Annotated in this window: 12 protein-coding genes; 6 read left to right on the plus strand and 6 right to left on the minus strand. The window is 69.3% G+C overall.

Features of this window, described 5'->3' with window-relative positions; all coding sequences use genetic code 11:
* Nucleotides 1-89 precede the first annotated feature (89 nt).
* The gene (locus tag CACI_RS24885) at nt 90-959 is read right to left on the minus strand and encodes a LysR family transcriptional regulator (RefSeq protein ID WP_015793620.1); all 870 of its coding nucleotides are present in this window, start codon (nt 957-959) and stop codon (nt 90-92) included.
* Nucleotides 960-997: 38 nt separating this feature from the next.
* Entirely contained in the window at nt 998-1858 is an 861-nt protein-coding gene (locus CACI_RS24890; protein ID WP_015793621.1) for an NAD-dependent epimerase/dehydratase family protein, read from the minus strand.
* Between the two features lie 286 nt (nt 1859-2144).
* On the opposite strand from CACI_RS24890, the gene CACI_RS24895 reads away from it, so the two are divergent.
* The 3 genes from CACI_RS24895 to CACI_RS24905 all read left to right on the plus strand — a co-directional run bounded on the left by CACI_RS24895 (nt 2145) and on the right by CACI_RS24905 (nt 9050).
* Nucleotides 2145-5150 (plus strand): choice-of-anchor D domain-containing protein, encoded by a 3006-nt coding sequence (locus CACI_RS24895; RefSeq protein WP_015793622.1) that lies wholly within the window; start codon nt 2145-2147, stop codon nt 5148-5150.
* A gap of 291 nt (nt 5151-5441) precedes the next feature.
* Nucleotides 5442-8249 (plus strand): LuxR C-terminal-related transcriptional regulator, encoded by a 2808-nt coding sequence (locus CACI_RS24900; protein WP_015793623.1) that lies wholly within the window; start codon nt 5442-5444, stop codon nt 8247-8249.
* Nucleotides 8250-8306: 57 nt separating this feature from the next.
* The gene (locus CACI_RS24905; RefSeq protein ID WP_041540444.1) at nt 8307-9050 is read left to right on the plus strand and encodes an SDR family NAD(P)-dependent oxidoreductase; all 744 of its coding nucleotides are present in this window, start codon (nt 8307-8309) and stop codon (nt 9048-9050) included.
* Nucleotides 9051-9072: 22 nt separating this feature from the next.
* Here CACI_RS24905 and CACI_RS24910 read toward each other — a convergent pair whose 3' ends face one another.
* The 3 genes from CACI_RS24910 to CACI_RS24920 form a co-directional block, all read right to left on the minus strand.
* Nucleotides 9073-9585, minus strand: coding sequence for a hypothetical protein (locus CACI_RS24910; protein WP_143765379.1), 513 nt, complete (start codon nt 9583-9585; stop codon nt 9073-9075).
* Nucleotides 9586-9611: 26 nt separating this feature from the next.
* Nucleotides 9612-9935 (minus strand): hypothetical protein, encoded by a 324-nt coding sequence (locus CACI_RS24915; protein ID WP_015793626.1) that lies wholly within the window; start codon nt 9933-9935, stop codon nt 9612-9614.
* A gap of 180 nt (nt 9936-10115) precedes the next feature.
* Complete coding sequence (locus CACI_RS24920; RefSeq protein ID WP_015793627.1) at nt 10116-10592, minus strand: hypothetical protein; 477 nt, start codon at nt 10590-10592, stop codon at nt 10116-10118.
* Nucleotides 10593-10774: 182 nt separating this feature from the next.
* Between CACI_RS24920 and CACI_RS24925 the strand changes: the two genes are divergently transcribed.
* Nucleotides 10775-13756, plus strand: a complete 2982-nt coding sequence (locus tag CACI_RS24925; RefSeq protein WP_015793628.1) for an AfsR/SARP family transcriptional regulator — start codon at nt 10775-10777, stop codon at nt 13754-13756.
* 132 nt (nt 13757-13888) lie between these two features.
* A complete protein-coding gene (gene pepN, locus CACI_RS24930; protein WP_041542375.1) occupies nt 13889-16468 on the plus strand; it encodes an aminopeptidase N in 2580 nt (859 codons plus the stop codon).
* Between the two features lie 2 nt (nt 16469-16470).
* On the opposite strand, the gene menC is transcribed toward pepN, so the two are convergent.
* Nucleotides 16471-17580 (minus strand): o-succinylbenzoate synthase, encoded by a 1110-nt coding sequence (gene menC / locus CACI_RS24935; RefSeq protein ID WP_015793630.1) that lies wholly within the window; start codon nt 17578-17580, stop codon nt 16471-16473.
* 338 nt (nt 17581-17918) lie between these two features.
* Between menC and CACI_RS24940 the strand changes: the two genes are divergently transcribed.
* The gene (locus CACI_RS24940) at nt 17919-21884 is read left to right on the plus strand and encodes a glycoside hydrolase family 3 C-terminal domain-containing protein (RefSeq protein ID WP_015793631.1); all 3966 of its coding nucleotides are present in this window, start codon (nt 17919-17921) and stop codon (nt 21882-21884) included.
* The last annotated feature ends 6 nt before the right edge of the window (nt 21885-21890 follow it).

Below are 21890 nucleotides of genomic sequence, written 5' to 3' on the forward strand. Positions count from 1 at the left end.
CGAAGTTCTCGGCGCGGTTGCCGAGTTGGCCCGGATCTCATCGGAGATGCGTGGCGGCCGGGTCCACTGCTGGTGCGGATAACCCGCCTCTAGGACCCAGGCAGCAGTTCCGTGGCTGCCTCGACGAATTCCTCGATGAGCGGTGTGGTGCGGTCGGTGGGCCAGGCTGCTGCTACGTGGTTGGGGCTTAGGTCGTCGATGGGGATGGCTGCGATGTCGGGTCTGGTGTAGAAGGCGGCGGTGGAGGCGGGGATCACGGCGATGCCTTGGCCGCCGGCGACGAGTTCGAGTTTTTCCTCGACGCTGTTGATCGTTGGCGCTGGGCGGTGGGCGCCTGTGCGGAGTTCCTTGGCGATGTCGCGCCATTCGGGGATGGCGTCGGGGTCTTGGAGGAGGTGGTCGGCGGCTAGGTCGGTGATGTGGATGGTGTGCTTGGCGGCGAGGGGGTGGGTCGTGGGGAGGATGGCTAGGCGGGGTTCGGTGTAGAGGGGGCGGAGTTCCAGGCCGGTCTGGTTGATGGGGAGGCGGACGATGCCGATGTCGGCGCGGGCGTCGTGGAGGACTTCGACTTGGTCGTGCCAGCCGGTGCGGAGCATGCGGACGTCGAGGTCGGGGTGGTGGGCTCGCAGCCGGCTGATGACCGGGGTGACGGTGATGCCGGGCATGAAGCCGATGGTGAGGCGGGTGACGCCCTGCCCTGCGGCGCGGACCCGCCTCTGGAGGGCGTCGGCGTTGGCCAGCAGCTGTTTGGCGTCCTGCACGAGCTGTTCGCCGGCCGGGGTGAGCACGGTGTGGCGGCGGTCGCGCAGGAAGAGCTCCGTGCCCAGCTCGCCTTCGAGCACCCTGATCTGCCGGGACAGGACCGGCTGGGCGATGTGCAGGCGCTCGGCGGCGCGTCCGAAGTGCAGCTCGTCGGCGACCGCGAGGAAGTAGCGCAGCTTGCGCAGGTCGACGTCCATGCGGTCCCTCCGGTTGGTCAAGTGCGGGTCAGCCGCGGTCAGCCGCGGGTGAGCGTGCCGATCGGGTCGGTGTGCGCCGGTGTCCAGCCCAGGTCGCGGCGGGCCTTGGCCGAGGTCAGGCGCTGGTCCAGGGCGAAGGCGTCCGCGACGGGTCCCATCTGGGCGCGCGCCTGCTCCAGCGTGATCGAGACCGTCTTGCCCTCCAGCCCGGCGCCGTACGCCGCCGCCTCAGCGACCTGCTTCATCGTGGGGTGGCCCTCGCCGACGCCGATGTAGACCGATCCCGCCTTCGCCGCGAGCGCCGCGACGTAGAGCGTGGCGACGTCGTCGACGTGCACCAGCGCCCACCGGTTGGCGCCGTCACCGATATACGGAACAGCACCAGCGATTTTACCCGGCGCGATCAAGAAATGGTCGATCAACCGGTTGTCGCCGCCGTAAAGCAGTCCCGGCTGCACGATGACGGGCCGACCCCCACCGGCGGAAGCACGCGCCAGGACCGCGTCCTCGACCGGCTTGCGCCACGCCACCACCTCCGGCGGATTCCAGGCGGCGGTCTCGTCCCGCACGCCGTCGGTGTCGCCATAGACCCAGCTGCCGCCGGTGTGCACGTACGTTCCGGCGCCGACGCCGTCCTGCAGCGCGGTGGCCGCGGCGAGATCCATGTCGGCGGAGGTGGCCTGCGCCAGGTGGATCACCGCCTCGGCGCGCGCGGCAGCGTGGTTGAGCACGTCGAGGTCGGTGAGCGAGCCGCGTACGGCGATCGCGCCGACGTCGGTCACCGCCTGCGCCGACGCGTCGCCGCGCGCCAACGCCTCGACGGCGTGGCCACGCCGGACCAGCTCGGTGATGGTGGCGCGGCCGATGTAGCCGGAGCCGCCGGTCAGGAAGATCCTCATGTCGTCATCCTCATACTTCTTCTCGCTCTTCATCGGGTGCATCTCCACGATGCGGCCTGGTCAGGGCCGGTGTCCAAGACCTCTTCGGGCGGCTGTGATACCCCCGGGGTATCAGGGACGCACCCGAGACAGTGCGCGAGGGTGCGAGATTTTTCTGACATCTGAGAGTTTTTTTCAATCAGAGATCCAGATATTGCTCCCCGTTGTCTTCGCTGTTACGTTCCTCCGTGCTCTCTGTGCTCTCCGAGTTCGAGATCTCGCCGCGACACTCCCGGAGGAACACCCCATGAGGATCAGTAGACGTACAACCGGCGCCCTGCTGGCAGGCGCCCTCGCCCTGGCGGGCCTGTCCACCTCGGCCGCCCTGACCGCGGCGCCCGCCCACGCCGCGTCCGCGCCGACCACCCCGATCTGGTCCACCCAGCTCGACTTCGACAACGGCGGCGCCGCCTGGTCAGAGCCCTACTTCGCGGCGCTGGCGGCCAAAGGGCTGACCACCGCCGAGCTGAACATGCCCTGGGGCACGATCGAGCCGTCGGCCGGGACCTTCAGTTTCACGATCTGGGACCAGGAGTTGGCGAACGCCGCCGCTGCCGGCATCCAGCTGATCCCGGTCTTCTGGCAGTCCGGGTGGGGCGGCAGCCCCGCACCGTGGATCACCGACTTGGAGAAGACCAGCACCGGGGCGGCAGGCGTGGCTCCGGACTGGTGGAACACCACCGAGCAGGCGCAGTACTTCACCTATGTCGAGAACACCATCCAGAACTCCATCGCACAGCCCGGCGGCTACGGCGGCGCGGTCCTGGACTACGGATTCCTCGACGCGCAGTGGGACATCAGCGGCTCCGGCGGCGGCTATGCCAGCGGCGACATCACCGAGTTCCAGAACGTGTACCTGCCGAACGCCTTCGGCACCATCGCCGCCTTCAACGCCGCCGAGGGCACGTCCTACACAGCCTTCAGCCAGGTACCTGCGCAGGCTTCCGGACAGCCGTTGTTCGGGGTGTTCCAAGCCTTCCGCGCCTGGAGCGTCGAGCAGACCTACGGTGCGCTGACCGCCGCCGTCCGCAAGATCACCGCGAACACGCCGCTGTACTACTACTACGGCGGCAGCTACGGGAACGTGACGAACTACGCCAACAACCCCGACAGCTTCTTCAAGCTCGCCAAGCAGTACAACGTCACCATCATCGCCGACTCGGCCAGCAACACCGGCATGACGCTGGCGATGACGAGCCTCGGGCGCGCCTACGGCGTGAAGGTCGCCGAGGAGTGGACGGCGCCGAATTCGGACTCTGAGTTGGCCGCGTACGCCGTGCAGTGGCTCGACAGCTACGGGATGACGTTCCCGCAAGCCGGCGGCGAGGACTTCTTCATCCACGACGGCACCTCGAAGGACACCGTCGGCTACCCGATCTACACCAGCTGGCTGCCGACCCTGAAGAGCCTGTCGGGCACCTACCCGCAGCAGCCCACCGCGCTGTACATCGACGTCTCGCAGGGCTATGGCAACACCAACGGCGGCAGCCTGAACACCGTGGAGAGCCAGGCGGCGGCCATCTGGAACAGCTTCCAGTCCGGACTGGCGGTCGTCACCAGCCAAGAGGTGGCGAACGGCGCGGTGAGCCTGTCCTCGTTCAACGCCGTGCTGCCGCTCAACGGGGTCGATGCGAATCTGACCTCGTACAAGAACGGCGGCGGCGCCCTGCTGACGTCCGCGGCGCAGCTGACTCAGCATGCGAGCGCCTACGCGGTGATCGACGCGCCCTACGTCGGCGACGTGCAAGCCGTGCCGGTCCTGGCGGCCAGTCACACCAGTGCCTCGCTGACCTTGGCGGACATCACCACCGGAACCGCCTACAACGCGCCGATCGCGATCAACCCGGCCGGGCTCGGCCTGAACTCGGGCAGCTACTACGTCGTCAACGCCGCCGGGACAGCACTCCCCCAGACCGTCCAGTCGAACGGACAGATCTGCGTGAGCGCGAACCTCGGCGCGGCGAGCCTGGCCGAGTGGACCGTCAAGGCCGGGCCGGTGCCCGCCGGGACCGCCTCGTCCGGCTGTCCGACCACGTACACCGGAGCCACGTCGGTGAGCGCCACCGCCGGCCAGTCCGGCGGCGGGTTGACCTTCCTGGGCGTCGGCGCGACGAACCAGGGCTCTGACGGAAACCTGACACAGATCACCCAAGGCGGCCAGACCGCCTATGAGACCTGGACGTCCGCGCAAAGCGGCGCGACCGGCTCGGCCGACGTCTACCTCCAGGCGGCGCCGATGTCCGCGGTCGAGGCGGCCGCGACCATCTCGATGCAGGTCACCTATTGGGCGACCGCCGGTCAGGGCTTCACCGTGCAGTACAGCACGCCGACGAACAAGTACCAGAACGGACCGAGCGTCACCAGCCCGGGCACCGGGACCTGGACCACGGCGACCGTCCAGCTCACGAACGCCCAACTCGGCGAGTTGGAGAACGGAGGCGCCGACCTGCGGCTCGCCGTCGCCGATGTCACCACGCCGCTGATCGTGCGCAGCATCACCATGTCGGCCGGGAACAGCAGCGCGCCGGTCCTGGCCGCGACGCCGAGCTCGCTGTCGTTCGGCAGCGTGAGCACCGGTTCGACCAGCGCGGCCCGCACGGTGACCATCACCAACTCCGGCAACGCCGCGGCGAGCGTTTCCAGCATCTCGACGACCAGCGGCTTCGCCCAGACCAACACCTGCGGATCCAGCATCGCCGCGGGAGCGAGCTGCACGGCGAGCGTCACCTTCTCCCCCACCGCCGCTCAGACCTACAGCGGCAACCTGACGGTCACCAGCACCGCGACCGGCAGCCCTCTGATAGTCGCGCTGTCCGGAACGGGCACGAGTTCGAGCACGAACCTCGCGCTCAACAAGCCGATCAGCGCCTCTACTGTCCAGCAGAACTACGTCCCCACCAACGCCGTCGACGGCAACACGGGCACGTACTGGGAGAGCCGGGACGGGACCTGGCCGAGCAGTCTGACCGTGGATCTGGGTTCGACACAGACGCTCAGCCACACGGTCATCGACCTGCCACCGCTGTCCGTCTGGCAGACGCGGACCCAGACCCTGTCCGTCCTGGGCTCGACCAACAACTCCACCTGGACGACCATCGTCGCCTCAGCGGTCTACACGTGGAATCCGAGCACGGGCAACACCGTGACCATCACGTTCCCCGCCGGCACGGCGTACCGGTACGTGCAGCTGAACTTCACGGCGAACAACGTGCAGAACGGCGCGCAGGTCTCCGAGTGGCAGCTCTTCGGCTGACTCCTGCGGTGGTGCGTGGACAGACCGGGACGATGGGTCAGCCCACGCACCGCCGCGTCAGGACAGCGTGGTGATTCAAGATCCATGACGGATCCATGCCGCGGAACGCCTCGTCATTCCCCGTGTTAAAGAGCACGTTCCGCATCCCCCTGCGGCGGTCCACGCTGGAGCCGGCAAGCCGGCTTTCTTCGTGTCCATATTCGCTGCCGTGCAGGTGAGGGCGCATCACCGGAACCCGGTGATTTCAGGGCCCGTTGACAGGCGGCGTGTGCGCCTGGTACCGACATTCACGTGCCGATCACAGCTGCGACGTCTGCACGGAACGCCGCGCGTTACCCCACGGAGCGCCCCAACCGTCTCCCCCTGATCGCCCGGGACGGTCTGGTTGCGGAATTGGACCAGGCCGCGGCCGGCAAGGTGACGGTCATCACCGCACCCGCCGGCAGCGGGAAGTCCTCATTGCTGCGGGCGTGGGCCGACCGGCAGGACCGGCAGCACCGGCTGGCGATCGTCCAGGTCCCCCGCGACCAGCCCGACGGCCAGCTGTTCTGGCTCTCGCTGCTGACCACGGTGCGCCGCCTGAGCGGCGAGCCGATCGCCGCCGATCCGCCCGCCGCCGCGCCGGAGTTCAGCGCCGCGACCGCCGTCGAGCGCATCCTGGAGAAGCTGGCGGAGATCCCCGAGCGTGTCAGCCTGCTGATCGACGACGTCCACGAACTGACGGCGCCGGAGACCTTCGCCGATCTCACCCGGCTGCTCGCCGACCTGCCCGACCACGTCTCGGTGATCCTGGCCACCCGGCGGAACCTGCCGCTGCGGCTGCACCGCCTGCGCCTGACCGGGCAGCTGACCGACCTGCGCGCGGCCGATCTGCGCTTCAGCGAGGACGAGACCCGCGCGCTGCTGGCGGCGTCGGGGATCACGCTGTCGGACGCCGGCGTGGCCCGGCTCCTGGAGCGCACCGAGGGCTGGGCCGCCGGGCTGCGGCTGGCGGTGCTGTCCCTGACCGGGCACCCCGATCCGGAGCGGTTCGTCGCCGAGTTCGGCGGGAGCAACCGCACGGTCGCGGAGTACTTGCTCGCGGAGATGCTGGAGCGGCAGCCGCAGGATATCCAGGACCTGCTGCTGCGCACCTCGATCCTGACCCGGATCAGCGGGGAGCTCGCCGACGCGCTCACCGGCCGCGTCGGCTCCGAGCCGATCCTGCTCGACCTGGAGGACGCCAACGCCTTCGTGGTCTCCCTGGACGCCGAGCGCACCTGGTTCCGCTACCACCACCTGTTCGCCGACCTGCTGCAGCTGGAGCTGCGCCGAGTCCACCCCGACGAGGGGCGCGGGCTGCACCGCCGGGCCGCGGACTGGTTCGCCGAAGCCGGGATGACCGTCGAGGCCATCCGGCACACCCAGGCTGCCGGCGACTGGTCCGCCGCGGCGAACCTGTTCTCCCACCACGCGTTCGGCATGATGCTCGACGGCCAACTGGAGACCATGCAGTCGCTGCTGGAGGCGTTCCCGACCGGTCCGGCGGCCGACCTGCCGGCGCTGAGCGTGGTCCGCGCGATGGTCGACGTCTGGCACGGCCGCCTGGACGAGGCCGCCGCGCACCTGGCGGCGGCCAAGGCCGGGCCGGACCCGGCGCCGCCCTCGGCGCGCGCCGAGGCTCAGATCAGCGCGCTGGAGCTGGTGCTGGCGCGGCGCCGGGGCGACGTCGACACGGTGCTGCGGCTGGCTCGCGTGCTCGCCGTCTCGACCACTTCCGCTTATGCCTGCCCGCCCGCGTCTGCCTGCGCCTTAGCCGTCGAAGCCGGTTCTGACTCCGAGTCCGAGTCCGAGTCCGGATCTGACTCGGTCTCGACGCCTACCTCTACCTCCGCCGCCGTCTCCGCTGACGAGCTCGCGCTGGGCGCCGACCTGCGGGTGCTGGTCCTGATGAACCTCGGCATCGTCGAGGCCTGGGCCGGCGGACTCGCCGACGGCGCCACGTACCTGACGCACGCCGTCGAGCTGGCCCGCGTGATCGGGCGGCCGTATCTGGAGGTGACCTGTCTGGCCCAGCTCGCGTTCGCCACCAAGCTGCACAGCTTCGCCGAGACCCGGCGCGTGTGCGAGCAGGCGGTCGCGCTGGCGGCGCGGCACGGCTGGGACACCGCCCCGGTCCTAGCGCCGGCGCTGGTCACCCTGGCGTGCCTGCAGGTGTTCACCGGCGAGTTCGAGCACGGTCAGGACACCATCGACCGTGCGGAGGAAGCGCTGCTCCTGGACGCCGGAGCCGACATCGGGCTGTTGCACCGGACCACCAAGGGGATGCTGCACGCCACTCAAGGCCGCCTGGCCGAAGCCGAGGCCGAGTTCGCCGCCGCCTACGACCTGCAGTCGCAGATGCGGTACCCGCACGCGCTGAGCGGTTACGTCGCGGGCTGGTTGGCCGCCGCCAAGGCGCGGCGCGGGTCGACGGACGCCGCGCGCGCCGTCATCGACAAGCTCGATGCCACGCTGTTCGACTCCGGGGAGATCCGCAACGCCCGCGCGGTGATCGCGCTTCGAGAGGGGGACGTGGCGGGGGCGCTGGACGTCGTCACACCGGTCACCAACGGCTCCGCCAGCGCGGTCCACGCGACCACCCTGGTCGAGGCGAACGCGCTGGAGGCGCTCGCATATCACCGGAGCGGCATTCCGGCGTCCGCAGCCAGGGCTCAGGAGGCTGTCGAACGCGCCCTCGCCGCCGCCGAGCCCGAACGGCTGATCCTGCCGCTGGTCATGGTCGGCGCGGGCGAGGTGCTCGAGACGGTGCCACGGCAGCGATCGGCGCACGCCTCGCTGCTCACGGACATCCTCGACATCATCCACGGATCAGCACCGGCGGCGACGGCTTCGGACCAGCCGGCAGTCCCGGAGCTCAGTCCCACGGAACTACGGATCCTGCGTTACCTCCCCACCAACATGTCCCGCCCCCAGATCGCCGGCGAGCTGTCGGTATCGGTGAACACGATCTCCACACACGTCCGCAGCATCTACGCCAAGCTCCAGGCGACCGACCGCGCCTCAGCCGTACAGCGAGCACGGGAGCTCCGACTGCTGGCCGCCGGACCCTCGCGCTAGTGATGTGATGCCGCTCACATCCTGTCACGGGGGCGACGGGAGCGGTGTCTCGTGGGCATGACCGACACACAGCAGTCCACAGTCCTGATCACCGGCGCCAACAAAGGCCTGGGCCACGAGGCCGCTCGTCGCCTGGGCAAGCTGGGATGGAAGGTTTTCCTCGGCTCACGGGACGAGGTTCGAGGCCGCGAGGCCGCCGAGAAACTGGCCGCCGACGGTATCGATGTCGTCCTGGTCCCGCTCGACGTCACCTCCGAGCAGTCGGTGACCGCTGCCGAGGAACTGGTCCGCGCGCACACCGATCGTCTGGATGTCCTGATCAACAACGCCGGCGCGCCCGGCCACGCGGTCCATCCCGCGCAGGCGACCGTCACCGAGGTCCATGCCGTCTACGACACCAACGTCTACGGCCCGATCCGCGTCACCCACGCCTTCCTGCCCCTGCTGCAAGCCGCCGACCACCCCCGCGTGGTGATGGTGTCCAGCGCCGGCGGGGCGTTCTCAGTGGTGACCGACCCAAAGCAGCCGGTCTCGAAGATGCACGAACTCGCCTACAGCTCCTCGAAGGCAGCGCTCAACATGCTGACCGTCCGCTACGCGCAAGCGTTCCCCGCCATCAAGTTCAACGCCGCCACCCCCGGGGAGGTCGTGAACCACACCTTCGCAGCCACCGACATGAACAACTACATGGGCCAGCTGACCGTGACCGAAGGCACCGACTCGATCGTGGCACTGGCCCTGCTGGACCCTGACGGCCCGACCGGAACCTTCACCGATCGGCTCGGTCCCATACAGTGGTGATCATCCGGCCGTCCGTGCTCCGCTAGCGGGATGTCGCCATCAGAACAACAGCGACGTAGTAGCTCGCTATGGCCGCGACGGCCTTCCCGTCGAACTCCCATTTCAGGCCATGCCGCTCGGCACACTCGGCTGGTTCTGCGTGGTCGACGCGGGCCGCCACGGCGTCTCGGACGGCTTTCTTCTGCCGGTATCCGGTCAACGCCCCGGCGACCGAGGCGAGGTAGGGCCATGGCTTGATGCGCTGTCCGGCAGCTGTCGTGATCACCAGGTCGCCGCCTTCGATGGCGACACGCTCGAAGTGCGACAGCGGCACCTCTCGATAGCAGGACAGGTAGTGCACGCGGAGGGTGTCCTGCGTGATGACGACAGTGCACCGCCAAGCGAGCTGCCACAGGACCGCCGTGAGTACGGCCACAGCCACCACCGCTTCATCGGCATTGGCTCCCGGCGCGTGGAAGACCGCGACAGTCATGCCGCCGTTCGCACCGACGAGCCCGACGACGCCCATGACGGCGATCCACCTGCTGCGAAACACTGTCGTCAGGGGATGCGTGTCTTCCGTCATCGGCGGCTGGGCTTGAACGGACCGTCGGTCGCCACTTTCGTGGTGTTCCCGAGACGCTCCAGGTAGCGGACGGGGACGGTCCAGCCAGGCTGTGGGGGGTCGCCGAAAACTGTCACCGCGGCGACGATTTCGGTGCCGTCCGGGCGCGCGATGGCCAGCTGTACCACGTAGAAGATCACCGAGCCGGTACGGAGGTCTTTGTGGGCGTCGACTCTCAGGACGCTGGCCTGCCCGGATACGCCCCTGCCTCTGATGTGGCGCCGGTTCAGGGCGACGACCAGCATGCCCACGAGAAAGAGCACGCCGATGATGAGGAGCACGAGAAAAGTCTGGTGATCTGGTGCTTTCCGCACAGCGCCCCCCGGCGTGCTGCCGCCCCGACGTTCGCGAGTGCCGACGGTCTCGCGCTTGCCAATGTAACAGCCTGTTTCGGTGTCCGGGCGGGGCCCCGTGTTCCGTGCTGTGCCCCGACGGGTCGGGGCACAGCACTGCGACGAGGGCTAGCTCCAGGCCTGGGGGGCGGCGTTGGTGTAGACCTGCTGGCGGTTGCCGCCGCCGCGGAGGTACTCGCCGGTGGCGACGTTCTGGAGGTGCCAGATGCTGCCGACGTGGATTTCGCGCCACTGCTCGTAGGTGTCGTTGGCCTTGCAGTGCTCGAAGTAGACCGAGTGGTCCTTGTAGGCGGTCAGGCACAGGGAGGTGTCCACGTCCGGGTGCTCGAGCCAGGCCGAGCCGACGCTGCTGTCGATCCAGGACACGGACTGGAAGCCCGGGGCGCTGCAGTCGATGGTCAGGACCTGGTTCAGGTTCGACACGTTGTTGCCGAAGGTCGACAGGCCGTATCCCAGGCAGTTCCCGCTCGTCTTCCAGGTGATCGTGCTCGCCGCGCCGGCGGTGCTGGCAGCGCCGAGCATGACGAGCGGCGTGGCCACCGCGACCGCGGCGATTCCGGCGAGCTTCTTCTTCAAGCGGGACACGTTTTCTCCCCAAAAAGGTTGGTCAGCCGGACCGGCTGGAGCCGTCCGGCGCAGCCGAAGGCCGCGAACAGATCATTTCCGAAGCCGCTCAGCGCCCACTAAGATCCGGCTAAGGGTCGCGACATCGGCCGCGGGGTGGTTCAGGCATCGGGGGCGGCAGCCCTGGTCGGCGAAAGGGCTCGATGAAGTTCGGGGTGCTGGGACCGGTGAGGGCCGGCGGCGGCCAAGAGGTCCCGGCGCTGACGCCGATGGTTCGGAGTCTGCTGGCCGTGTTGTTGGTGGAGGCCGGACGGCCGGTGTCCGAAGCCCGGCTGACCGAGGCGTTGTGGGGCGGCAGTCCGCCGCAGACGTCGAAAGCCGCCCTCCAGAACCATGTGCTCGGCTTGCGGCGCGCGCTCGGTGTGGACGAAGCCGCGCGCGTCCGCAGAACCTACGACGGCTACCTGATCGAGGTCGAGGCCGGCGAACTGGACCTGCGGGAGTTCGAGCAGCTCTCCGGCGAGGGATCCGAGGACCTCGTGGCGGGCCGATGGCAGGCGGCGGCTGACGCCCTGACCGGGGCGTTGGCGCTCTGGCGCGGCGATCCGCTCGCCGACGCGCTCCCCGCGACGCGGGACGCGGTGGACGTCGGCCGGATCCACGAGGCCCGGCTTCAGACCGTCGAGCAGCTGGCCCGGGCCCGACTCGAACTCGGACACTACGACCGGGTCATCGGCGAGATCGAGCCGCTGCTGCGGGAGCATCCCTGGCGGGAGGCCATGCACGGGCAGCTGATGCACGCGCTGCACGGCGCCGGACGGCAAGCCGAAGCGCTCACCGTCTACCAGCGGCTGCGCACCGGCCTGGTCACCGAACTCGGCGTCGAGCCCTCGGCCGGGCTGGCGGACCTGCACCGGCGGATCCTGGCCGGCGATCCCGCGCTGATCAGGACGATCACGCCGGCCGGCGCTACTCAGGGTCCCAGTCGCGTCATCGGCGCGCCTGACGCCGGTCAGTCCGGTCACTCCCGTGAGTCCGGTGAGTCCGACCACACAGCCCACACAGCCCAAGGCTCCGGCGCGGATTCCGCCCACGGCGCCGACCACCGCCGGCCGCAGAACCCTGATCCGCGCGCCGCCGACGCCGCCAACCCCGTCACCCCCGCCAACGCCGTCATACCCCGCCAACTGCCGGCGAAGATCAGCCACTTCACCGGACGCACCGCCGCCCTGGCGGTGCTGGAGGAGTTCCTCGCGGCGGCGGGCGAGGGCGACCAGCCGCTGATCGCGCTCGTCGGCACCGCCGGCGTGGGCAAGACGGCGCTGGCGGTGCACTGGGCCCACCGGATCGCCTACCGATACCCGGACGGCTGCCTTTATGTGAACCTGCGCGGCTTCGACCCCTCACAGGAGCCTGTGACCCCCGAGCAGGCGATCCGCGGCTTCCTCCAAGCCCTCGGGCTGCCCCGGCAGGAGCTGCCGGCCCTGTTCGCCGACCAGGTCGGCCGCTACCGCAGCCTCGCCGCCGAGCGCCGGCTCCTGATCGTGCTGGACAACGCCCGCGACGCCGAGCAGGTGCGCGAGCTGCTGCCCGGCAATCCGGCGTGCCTGACGCTGGTCACCAGCCGCGACCGGCTCACCGGGCTGGTCGCCGTCGACGGCGCCCGGCCGCTCCGGCTCGACACGCTGCCCGCCGACGAGGCGTTCGACCTGCTGGCCCGCCGGCTCGGCGGGCGGCACGCGGCCGAGGAGCCGGACGCGATCCGGGAGATCGCAGAGCTCTGCGCGCGGCTCCCCCTCGCCCTGAACATCGCCGCCGCCCGGATCGCCACGAACCCGCATCTGCCGATCGAGATGTTCGTCCAGGAGCTGCGCGAGGCCGGCGCCACACTGAGGACCCTGGACGCCGGCGACCGGGCGGCCAGCGTCCGGACCGTCTTCTCCTGGTCCTACCGGCAGCTCGGCGGGCCCGCGGCCCGGCTGTTCCGGCTGCTGGGCGTACATCCGGGCCCTGATCTGGGCCTGTCGGTCTGCTCGGCGCTGACGGCCCGGCCGCGCGCCGCGACGCTGGCCACCCTGGAGGAGCTCACCGGCCTGCACCTGCTCGACCAGCACGCGCCGGGCCGGTACGTCCAACACGACCTGCTGCGGGTCTTCGCCGGCGAACTCGGGCAGGCGGTGGACGGCCGGGACGCCAGCCGCGACGCCGAGCTGCTCACCCTCGACCACTACCTGCACAGCGCCTTCGCCGCCGAACGCCTGCTCCAGCCGGCCCGGCCGCCGATCGCGCTCGCGCCGCCGCACGCCGGCTCCGCGCCCCTGGACTTCGCCGACCTGGCCGAGGCGCTGCGCTGGTACGACGCGGAGTACCCGGTGCTGCTGGCCGCCGCGCGGCGGGCCGGCGCCGTCCCGGACCCGCACGCCTGGCAGCTGCCCTGGTCGATGGTCACCTACCTCGACCGGGCCGGGTTGTGGCACGACCTCACCGAGACGCTGACCGGGTCGCTGGCGGCACTGCGGCGGATCGGCGACATCCCGAACCTCGTCGCCGCCCACATGTGCCTGGCACAGGTCCTGGGCCACAGGCTCAACGAGGCTGAGGCCGCGGAGACCCACTTCCAGGCGGCCCTGGACCTCGACCGCGAGACCGACGACGCCACCACCGAGGTGAGGGTCATGGCGAATCTCATGACCCTGCGAGGAAGGCAAGGACGCTGGGCGGAGTCGGTGGTCTTCGGACTGCGGGCTCTGAAGCTCCTGCGCGAGAAGGGAGAGACCACTGTCCTCCTGCCGACCGTCCTCAACAAGGTGGGCTGGAGCCACGTCCACCTCGGCCGGTACGAGGAGGCGCTCGCCTGCTCCACCGAAGCGCTCGAGTTGTTCCGGGAGACCGGATTCCGCATCGGCCAGGCCGACGCCCTGGACACCCTCGGCCTGGCCCGCCACCGGCTCGGCGACACCGCCGGCGCTGTGGCCTGCTACGAAGCGGCCGAGGCGGTCTTCATCGAGGTCGGCGAACGGTTCCTGCTCGCCGAGACGCTGATGCGCCTCGGCGACGTCCACCTCACCGACCACGCCGAGGCCGCCGCCCGCGAGGTCTGGACCCGGTCGCTGGCGATCCTCAGCGATATCGGCCATCCGACGGCCGAGCAGGTCGAGGAGCGGCTCCGGTCCCTGGACCGCTGATCACCGGCCGTGAACGCGGTACGACAGCATGCTGACGCACCGGTCTATCGGGATAGCCACTACCAGCGCTCATGCGATCCGCGTGTCAGGATCGGGGGTACATCATGTCGATCGACGAGGAGCCATGCGGTGGTGCGCGGTACGAACTTGGCCCGTGAGGAAGCGCGCGACCGCGCGGCGTTGGTCGACGTCCAGTCCTACGACGTGCGGCTGGACTGGTCGGGAGCGCCCGACCCGCAGGCGGCGACCTATCAGTCGGAGACGGTGGTCCTGTTCACCGCGCGGACCCCGGGTGCGTCGACCTTCATCGACCTGGTCGCCCCGAACGTCCGCGCGATCACGCTCAACGGCCGGGAGGTGGATCCCGCCGAGGCGTTCCAGGACAGCCGGATCGCGCTGACGGAGCTGCGGGAGCACAACGAGCTGCGGGTGGTCGCCGACTGCGCCTACATGAACACCGGCGAGGGTCTGCACCGGATGATCGACCCGGTCGACGGCGAGGCGTATCTGTACACGCAGTTCGGGGCGCCGGAATCGCGCCGGGCGTTCCCGGTGTTCGAGCAGCCGGATCTGAAGGCGACCTTCGCCTTCACCATTCAGGCGCCGGAGTCCTGGCTGCTCTTCTCGAACTCCCCCACGCCGGCGCCGGAGTCGCGCGGCGACGGCACGGCCGTGTGGGCTTTCGAGCCGACGCCCCGGATCTCCTCGTATATCACCGCCCTGGTGGGCGGGAAGTACCACGTCGCGCGGTCGGAGCACACGACCAAGCGCGGGCAGAAGATCCCGCTGGCGGTGGGGGTCCGTGCGTCGCTGGCCGAGTACCTGCGCCCCGAGGAGATCTTCGAGATCACCAAGCAGGGCTTCGACTTCTACACCGAGAAGTTCGACCGCGACTACCCCTTCGCGAAGTACGACCAGCTGTTCGTGCCGGAGTTCAATTTCGGCGCGATGGAGAACGCCGGCTGCGTCACCTTCCGCGAAGAGATGATCTTCCGGTCGAAGGTCACCGACGCCGCCTACGAGCAGCGCGGCTACGTCATCCTGCACGAGATGGCGCACATGTGGTTCGGCGACCTGGTCACCATGCAGTGGTGGAACGACCTGTGGCTCAACGAGTCCTTCGCGACCTTCACCTCCTTCTACGCACAGGTCGCCGCGACCCGCTTCAAGGACGCCTGGACCACCTTCGCCAACCGTGACAAGTCCTGGGGCTACCGCCAGGACCAGTTACCCAGCACGCACCCGATCGTCGCCGAAATCCGCGACCTCGAAGACGTGATGGTCAACCTCGATGGCATCACCTACGCCAAGGGCGCCTCGGTCCTGAAGCAGTTAGCCGCTTGGGTCGGCGACGACCACTTCTTCGAGGGCGTACGTCGTTACTTCACGCGCCATGCCTGGGGCAACACCACGTTGGCGGACCTGCTGAGCGCGCTGGAGGAGACCTCCGGGCGCGACCTGAAGGAATGGTCGAAGCTCTGGCTGGAAACCGCCGGGCCGAACACGCTGCGACCCGTCTACGAGGTCGACGACGCTGGACGATTCACCTCCTTCGCCGTAGAGCAGGAGGGCTTCTCCGAGCAGTTCCCGACGCTGCGCCCGCACCGTTTGGCGATCGGTCTGTACAACATGGTCGACGGCGCCCTGGTCCGCACCGACCGGGTCGAACTCGACGTCACCGGCGCCTCCACCGAGGTCGCCGACCTGATCGGCAAAGCCCGCCCCGCGCTGGTCCTGCTCAACGACGACGACCTCACCTACGCCAAGATCCGCCTCGACGAGCACTCGATGGCGACCCTGGTCGACCACGTCGGTGACTTCGCCGAGTCCCTGCCACGCACCCTGTGCTGGAGCGCCGCCTGGGACATGCTGCGCAACGCCGAACTCGCCGCGCGCGACTACCTCACCCTGGTCCTGCGCGGCATCGGCCGGGAATCCGACATCGGCGTCTCCCAGCTGCTCCAGCGACAGGCCAAGTCCTCCGTCGAGCTGTTCGCCGACCCGGCGTGGCGCCCCACCGGCCAGGCGCTGCTCGCCGACGCCTGCTGGGAACACCTGAACGCCGTCGAGCCCGGCTCGGATTTCCAACTCGCCTGGGCCCGCTCCCTCGCAGAGAATGCGACCACTGACGACCAGTTGTCCTCTATCGCAGGCTTACTGGACGGCTCGATCGTGCTCGAAGGTCTGAGCATCGACACCGAGCTGCGCTGGACGCTGCTGACAGCCCTGGTCGTCGGCGGCAAGGCAGACGTGCCGCAGATCGAGGCGGAGCTGGCGCGCGACAAGACCGCCACCGGCGAGCGGTACGCCCTCCAAGCACGTGCGGCCCGTCCGACCGCCGCAGCCAAGGCTGAGGCGTGGGCATCGGTGGTCGACAGCGACACCCTGGCCAACCGCACCGTCGCTTCCGTGATCGCCGGCTTCCAAGCGGTCCCCGCCGACAAGCGCGAGGAACTGCTCAAGCCGTACGCGGCGAAGTACTTCACGGCTGTTGAGGGCACATGGGAGTCCCGCACCCACGAGATCGCCGCTCAGATCGCCAGCGGCCTGTATCCGTCGTTCGTGGTCGAACAAGCCACCCTGGACGCCACCGATGCCTGGCTGGCCGACCGGCAGCCGGTGCCGGCGCTCCGGCGGCTGATGCTGGAGGCCGCTGACACCGTCGCGCGCTGCTTGAAGGCACAGGAGAAGGACCGCGCCGCAGGGTACTGAGATCAGCCGAACCGGGTGATGGTGACGACGTCGGTCGTGTAGCCCTCGAGGATCTCCGGGATCGGGTCCAGCCCCAGACCCGGTCCGTCCGGAACCGCGATCCGGCCCTCGCTCATCGTGATCGGCGCCGTGACGTCGGTGGCGAAGTAGCGCGCGGACGGCGCGATGTCGGCGGGCATCGTGAAGCCCGGCAACGCCGCGAGCGCCAGGTTGGCAGCCTGCCCGAGCCCGGTTTCCAGCATCCCGCCGCACCACACCGGCACGCTGTGCGCGGCGCAGACGTCGTGGATCCGCCGCGCTTCCAGGTAGCCGCCGACCCGGCCCGCCTTGATGTTGACGATCGCGCACGCGCCCAGCGCGATGGCGTCGGCGGCGCTGCGCGCGGACGTGATGGACTCGTCCAGGCAGATCGGGGTGCGTAGCATGCGCGCCAGCGCGGCGTGGTCGCGCACGTCCGCGGTGCCCAGCGGCTGCTCGAGCATCACCAGGTCGAACGCGTCCAGGGCGGCCAGGTGGCGGGCATCGGCGAAGGTGTAGGCGGCGTTGGCGTCGGCTTGGAGCGCGATGTCGGGGAAGCGCTCGCGGATCGCTCGGACCGGTTCGAGGTCCCAGCCCGGCTCGATCTTCAGCTTGATGCGGCGGTACCCCTGATCCACGTAGCCTGAGACCTCGGCGAGGAGTTGATCGATCGTATCGGCGATGCCGACCGACACCCCGCTTTCCACGGTTGAGCGCACCGCGCCGAGATGGTCGGCGTAGGAGCTTCGGCGCGCGCGGAGCCAGGCGTCCATGACCGCCATCTCGACCGTCGCCTTGGCCATGGGGTTGCCGGGGAACGCCGCCATCGCGGCAGCCGCGCGGGCCGGCGTGAGGTCGTCGAGTGCTGCCACCGCCGGCAGGAGAAAGCGCTGGATGACGTGCGCGGCGCCGTCGAGGTACTCCTCGGAGTATCCGGGCTCCGGCATGGCGACGCACTCGCCCCAGCCCGGTCCCTCGGAGGTGTCGGCACGCAGGATCAGGATGTCGCGGTCCAGCTCAAGGCCCAGCGAGGTCCGGAAGGGCGTGGCCAGGGGGATGCCGATCCGGCGCAGTTCGACGCGCTCGAGCTTCATGCGGTCATTCTGTCGTGAAACTGATTCGCCTGTCCGTTGTGTGCCAGGGCTCGGAGAAGATCGGGGATCTTGAGATCACTCCGGAACCGGTAACGGATGCGGTTACGGGATCGGTTCCGGAACCGGTTCTTCATTGACAGTGGTTAACCCACGCGCAATATTCAAGCTCGAACGAGGGCGCCCTCCCTGATTCGTGACACAGATTCCGCACCGGTCGATGGCCGCTGCCCATCTGTGGAATATCCGGGATGGAAGGGACAGCAATGAGGCTCCTCACACCTGCGCGCTGGTCCACGCCCGCGCGCGGGCGACCACGGTCGTCCAGGCCACGGCCGGTTTTGCGCACCCTGCTGGCGGCGGGGGCGTTGTTCGCCGCCTCGCTGGCGGGGTTGCCGAGTCCGGCGAACGCCGCTGCCAGCGCGCCGTTCGGCGGGACGGCCGCGGCTGTCCCGGGTCTGATCCAGGCTGCGAACTACGACACCGGCGGCCAGGGCGTCGCCTACAACACGGTCGCGGGCAACGGCTCTGCCAACAGCTACCGGGCTGACGGCATCGATCTGGAGACCACCGCCGACACCTCGGGCACCACCCCGGCCGGTGGCGCGTACGACATCGGCTGGACGAACGCCGGACAGTGGTTCAACTACACGGTCAACGTCGCGACGGCTGGCACGTACAGCGTGGCCTTCCGACTGTCTTCGCCTTACGGCCTCACCGATGCGCTGCACATCGCCAACGCCTCCGGTACCAACCTGACTGGTTCGGTCGCGGTGCCCAACACCGGTGGTTATGAGACCTGGACAACGGTCACGGCGAGCCTGGTGCTGCCTGCCGGTACCCAGACGCTGACGGTGAAGCAGGACTCGAACGGCTGGAACTTCCACAACATGGCCTTCACCCTCACCTCGAGTGGTGGCGGCGGTGGAGGCGGCACTGACAAGCCGTTCGGCGGGACGCCGGCGCCGGTTCCCGGCACGGTTCAGATCGCCAACTACGACACCGGCGGAGCAGGCGTCGCCTACAACGTGACCGGCACCAACGGCTCGGCGAACGGCTACCGCACCGACGGCGTCAACCTGGAGAACACCGCGGACACCCAGGACACCACTCCTCCCGGCGGCGCCTACGACATGGGCTGGACCAACGCCGGACAGTGGTTCCATTACACGGTCCAGGTCGCGACCAGCGGCATCTACACGGTCAGCTTCCGAGTCGCAGCGCCGGCGGCCATCGCCGACGCGCTGCACGTCGCCGACTCCACCGGCGCCAACCTGAGCGGCGCGGTCGCCGTTCCGGCCACCGGCGGGTATCAGACCTGGTCCACGGTCACCGCGAGCGTCACGCTCGCGGCCGGCGCGCAGACGCTCACCGTCGCCCAGGACGCGGCGGGCTGGAACATGCACTTCCTGTCCTTCGCTCAGGGCTCGAGCGGCGGCGGCGGAGGAGGTGGAGGCGGCGGTGGCGGCGGCAAGTACTGCGGCTACCAGGACCTCGCCCTGGCCCAGCCGACCACGGCTTCCTCAACGTACTCCGCCACCGGCAACCTGGCTCCCGCGGCCACCGACGGCAACCCCGGCAGCCGCTGGGAGAGCGCGTACAGCGACCCGCAGTGGCTCGAGGTCGACCTCGGCGCCCAGACCTCGATCTGCGCCGCCGCACTGTCCTGGGAGGCCGCGTACGCCTCGGCGTTCCAGATCCAGACCTCGACCGACAACGCGACCTGGAACACGGTCTACTCCACCACGACCGCCACCGGCGGCAGCGAGTCGTTCACGTTCTCGGCGACCGCCCGCTACATCCGGGTGAACGCCACGAAGCGCGCGACCCAGTGGGGCGACTCGATCCTCGAGTTCGACGTCTACGGTCTGACCGACGTGCCCCCGCTGTCAGGCGGCAACGGCACCGGCGGCAACGGCGTGTGCCCGTGGGTGAACTCCACCGCCTCGGTCGCCTCGCGAGTGCAGCAGGTCCTCAATACCATGAACCAGTCCGAGGAGTTCACGCTGCTCTCCGGCGACGGCGGCTCCTCCTACATCGGCCAGGTCGCCGGCATCCCCAACCTCTGCATCAAGCCGATGAACATGCAGGACGGCCCGACCGGCGTCGGCGACGGGACCGGCGGCGTCACCGCCTACCCCGACGGCGAATCCGCGGCGGCCACCTGGGACCCGGCGCTGATCCAGCAGGAGGGCACCGCGATGGGTGCCGAGTTCGCGGGCAAGGGCGTGAACGTCTCGCTCGGCCCGACAACGAACCTGGTGCGCGACCCGCGCTGGGGACGGACCTATGAGACCTACGGCGAGGACCCGTTCCTGGCCGGACAGATCACCTCCTCGCAGGTGAAGGGTCTGCAGAGCCAGGGCGTCCAGGCGATGGTCAAGCACGTCGCGGCCTACGACCAGGAGACGTACCCGAACGGCGGCAACAACGAGACGGTCAGCAACCAGGCGCTGCAGGAGCTGTACCTGGCTCCGTTCGAGTCCACCATCGCGCAGTCCGCGCCGGCGTCGTTCATGTGCTCCTACGCGGTCGTCAACGGCAACGCCTCGTGTCAGAACTCGTACATGCAGATCAAGGGCCTGGACGACGCCGCGAACTTCGGCGGCTACATCACCTCCGACTGGGGCGGGGACTACAACAACGTCGCCTCGGTGGTGGGCGGCATGGACATCGGGATGCCGTTCCCCGGCTCGATCCCGACCGACCTGGCCAACGCCGTCAGCAACGGCACGCTGAGCCAGTACGGGGTGAACGCGGCCGTCAGCAGGATCCTGACCCAGATGTTCGCCTTCGGCCTGTTCGACAACCCGGCCAGCGGCTCGTTGGCGAACACCGTCACCTCCGCGGCGCACCAGCAGACCGCGCTGCAGCTCGGTGAAGAGGGCACGGTCCTGCTGAAGAACAACGGCCTGCTCCCGCTGAACCCGAACCCGACCACCGCGAAGTCCATCGCCGTGATCGGCACCGACGGCGGCGCCGGCGTCGAGATCGCCGGCGGCGGCAGCGGAACCGTCACGAGCGCGAACACGATCTGGCCGATCACCGGCATCCAGAACGCGGTCGGGCCCAACATGAAGGTCACCTACACCCAGGGCAACGACAACGGCACGGCGAACATCCCGCAGGCCGTCGCGGCGGCGAAGGCAGCCACCTACGCGGTCATCTACGTCAACGCGCCCGAGGGCGAGGAAAGCGACCTGCAGACCCTCAACCTCTCCGCGACCGACGAGACGATGATCAACAATGTGGCCGCGGCGAACCCGAACACCATCGTGGTGATCAACAGCGGCTCGCCGGTGGTCATGCCGTGGCTGAACAACGTGGCCGGCGTGTTCGAGAACTGGTACGGCGGCGGCGAGACCGGCGCGGCGGTGGCCGCGCTGATCTTCGGCACGGCGAACCCGTCCGGCAAGCTGCCGGTGACGTTCCCGGCGTCGCTGAGCCAGGTCCCGGCGCAGACCACCGCGCAGTGGCCGGGCACCCCGACCGGGCCGATCTACAGCGAGGGCGTGAAGATCGGGTACCGCTGGTACCAGTCGCAGAACATCACCCCGGCGTTCCCCTTCGGATACGGCCTGTCCTACACCAAGTTCTCCTTCTCCAACTTGGCAGTCGGCGGGTTCAACTCCAACGGCCAGGCAACTGTGACCGCAACGGTGACCAACACCGGATCGGTCGCCGGTGCCGAGGTGGCGCAGATGTACGTCGGCGACCCGGCAGCCAGCCAAGACCCGCCCAACCAGCTGGCCGGATTCCAGCGCGTCATGCTCAACCCGGGGCAGAGCGCACAGGTTTCCTTCCCGCTGACCATCCACAACCTGGCAGCCTGGTCGCCCACCGACAACCAGTGGGAGGCACAAGCCGGTAGCTACGCGATCCGCGTCGGTGACGCCTCCAACAACCTGCCGCTGACCGGGTCGACGTCACTGGCCAACACGCTCACCGGTCAGGTCGCCGCAGGCTCCTCCTACGCGGGGATATCGACCGCGAACACTGCGGTCAGCGCCAACGTCACACCGAATTCCGGTGTGCCCGGCTCGGAAACCGTCGGCGTGGCCAACCCGTTCGGGTACAGCAGCCCGAAGGGCACCGGCGTCTCCTTCCAGATGCAGGGTGTCGACTCCAACGCCTCGCAGACACTCACCTACACCGCCAGCGGACTGCCGCCAGGCATCAGCATCAGCGGCAACGGCACCTTCTCCGGATCGGGCAACACGCTCGGGACCTACACCGTGACCGTCACCGCCAAGGACGGAGCGGGGGTGACCGGCACGGCCACCTTCGTGTGGTCCATCGTTCAGTGATCTGAA

The sequence above is a fragment of the Catenulispora acidiphila DSM 44928 genome, assembly GCF_000024025.1.
GTDB lineage: Bacteria > Actinomycetota > Actinomycetes > Streptomycetales > Catenulisporaceae > Catenulispora > Catenulispora acidiphila.

Coding starts and splice junctions, on each gene's coding strand:
- CACI_RS24905 (WP_041540444.1), top strand. CDS start 8,307: ATGACCGACACACAGCAGTCCACAGTCCTGATCACCGGCGCCAACAAA.
- CACI_RS24895 (WP_015793622.1), top strand. CDS start 2,145: ATGAGGATCAGTAGACGTACAACCGGCGCCCTGCTGGCAGGCGCCCTC.
- CACI_RS24890 (WP_015793621.1), bottom strand. CDS start 1,858: ATGAGGATCTTCCTGACCGGCGGCTCCGGCTACATCGGCCGCGCCACC.
- CACI_RS24885 (WP_015793620.1), bottom strand. CDS start 959: ATGGACGTCGACCTGCGCAAGCTGCGCTACTTCCTCGCGGTCGCCGAC.
- CACI_RS24925 (WP_015793628.1), top strand. CDS start 10,775: ATGAAGTTCGGGGTGCTGGGACCGGTGAGGGCCGGCGGCGGCCAAGAG.
- menC (WP_015793630.1), bottom strand. CDS start 17,580: ATGAAGCTCGAGCGCGTCGAACTGCGCCGGATCGGCATCCCCCTGGCC.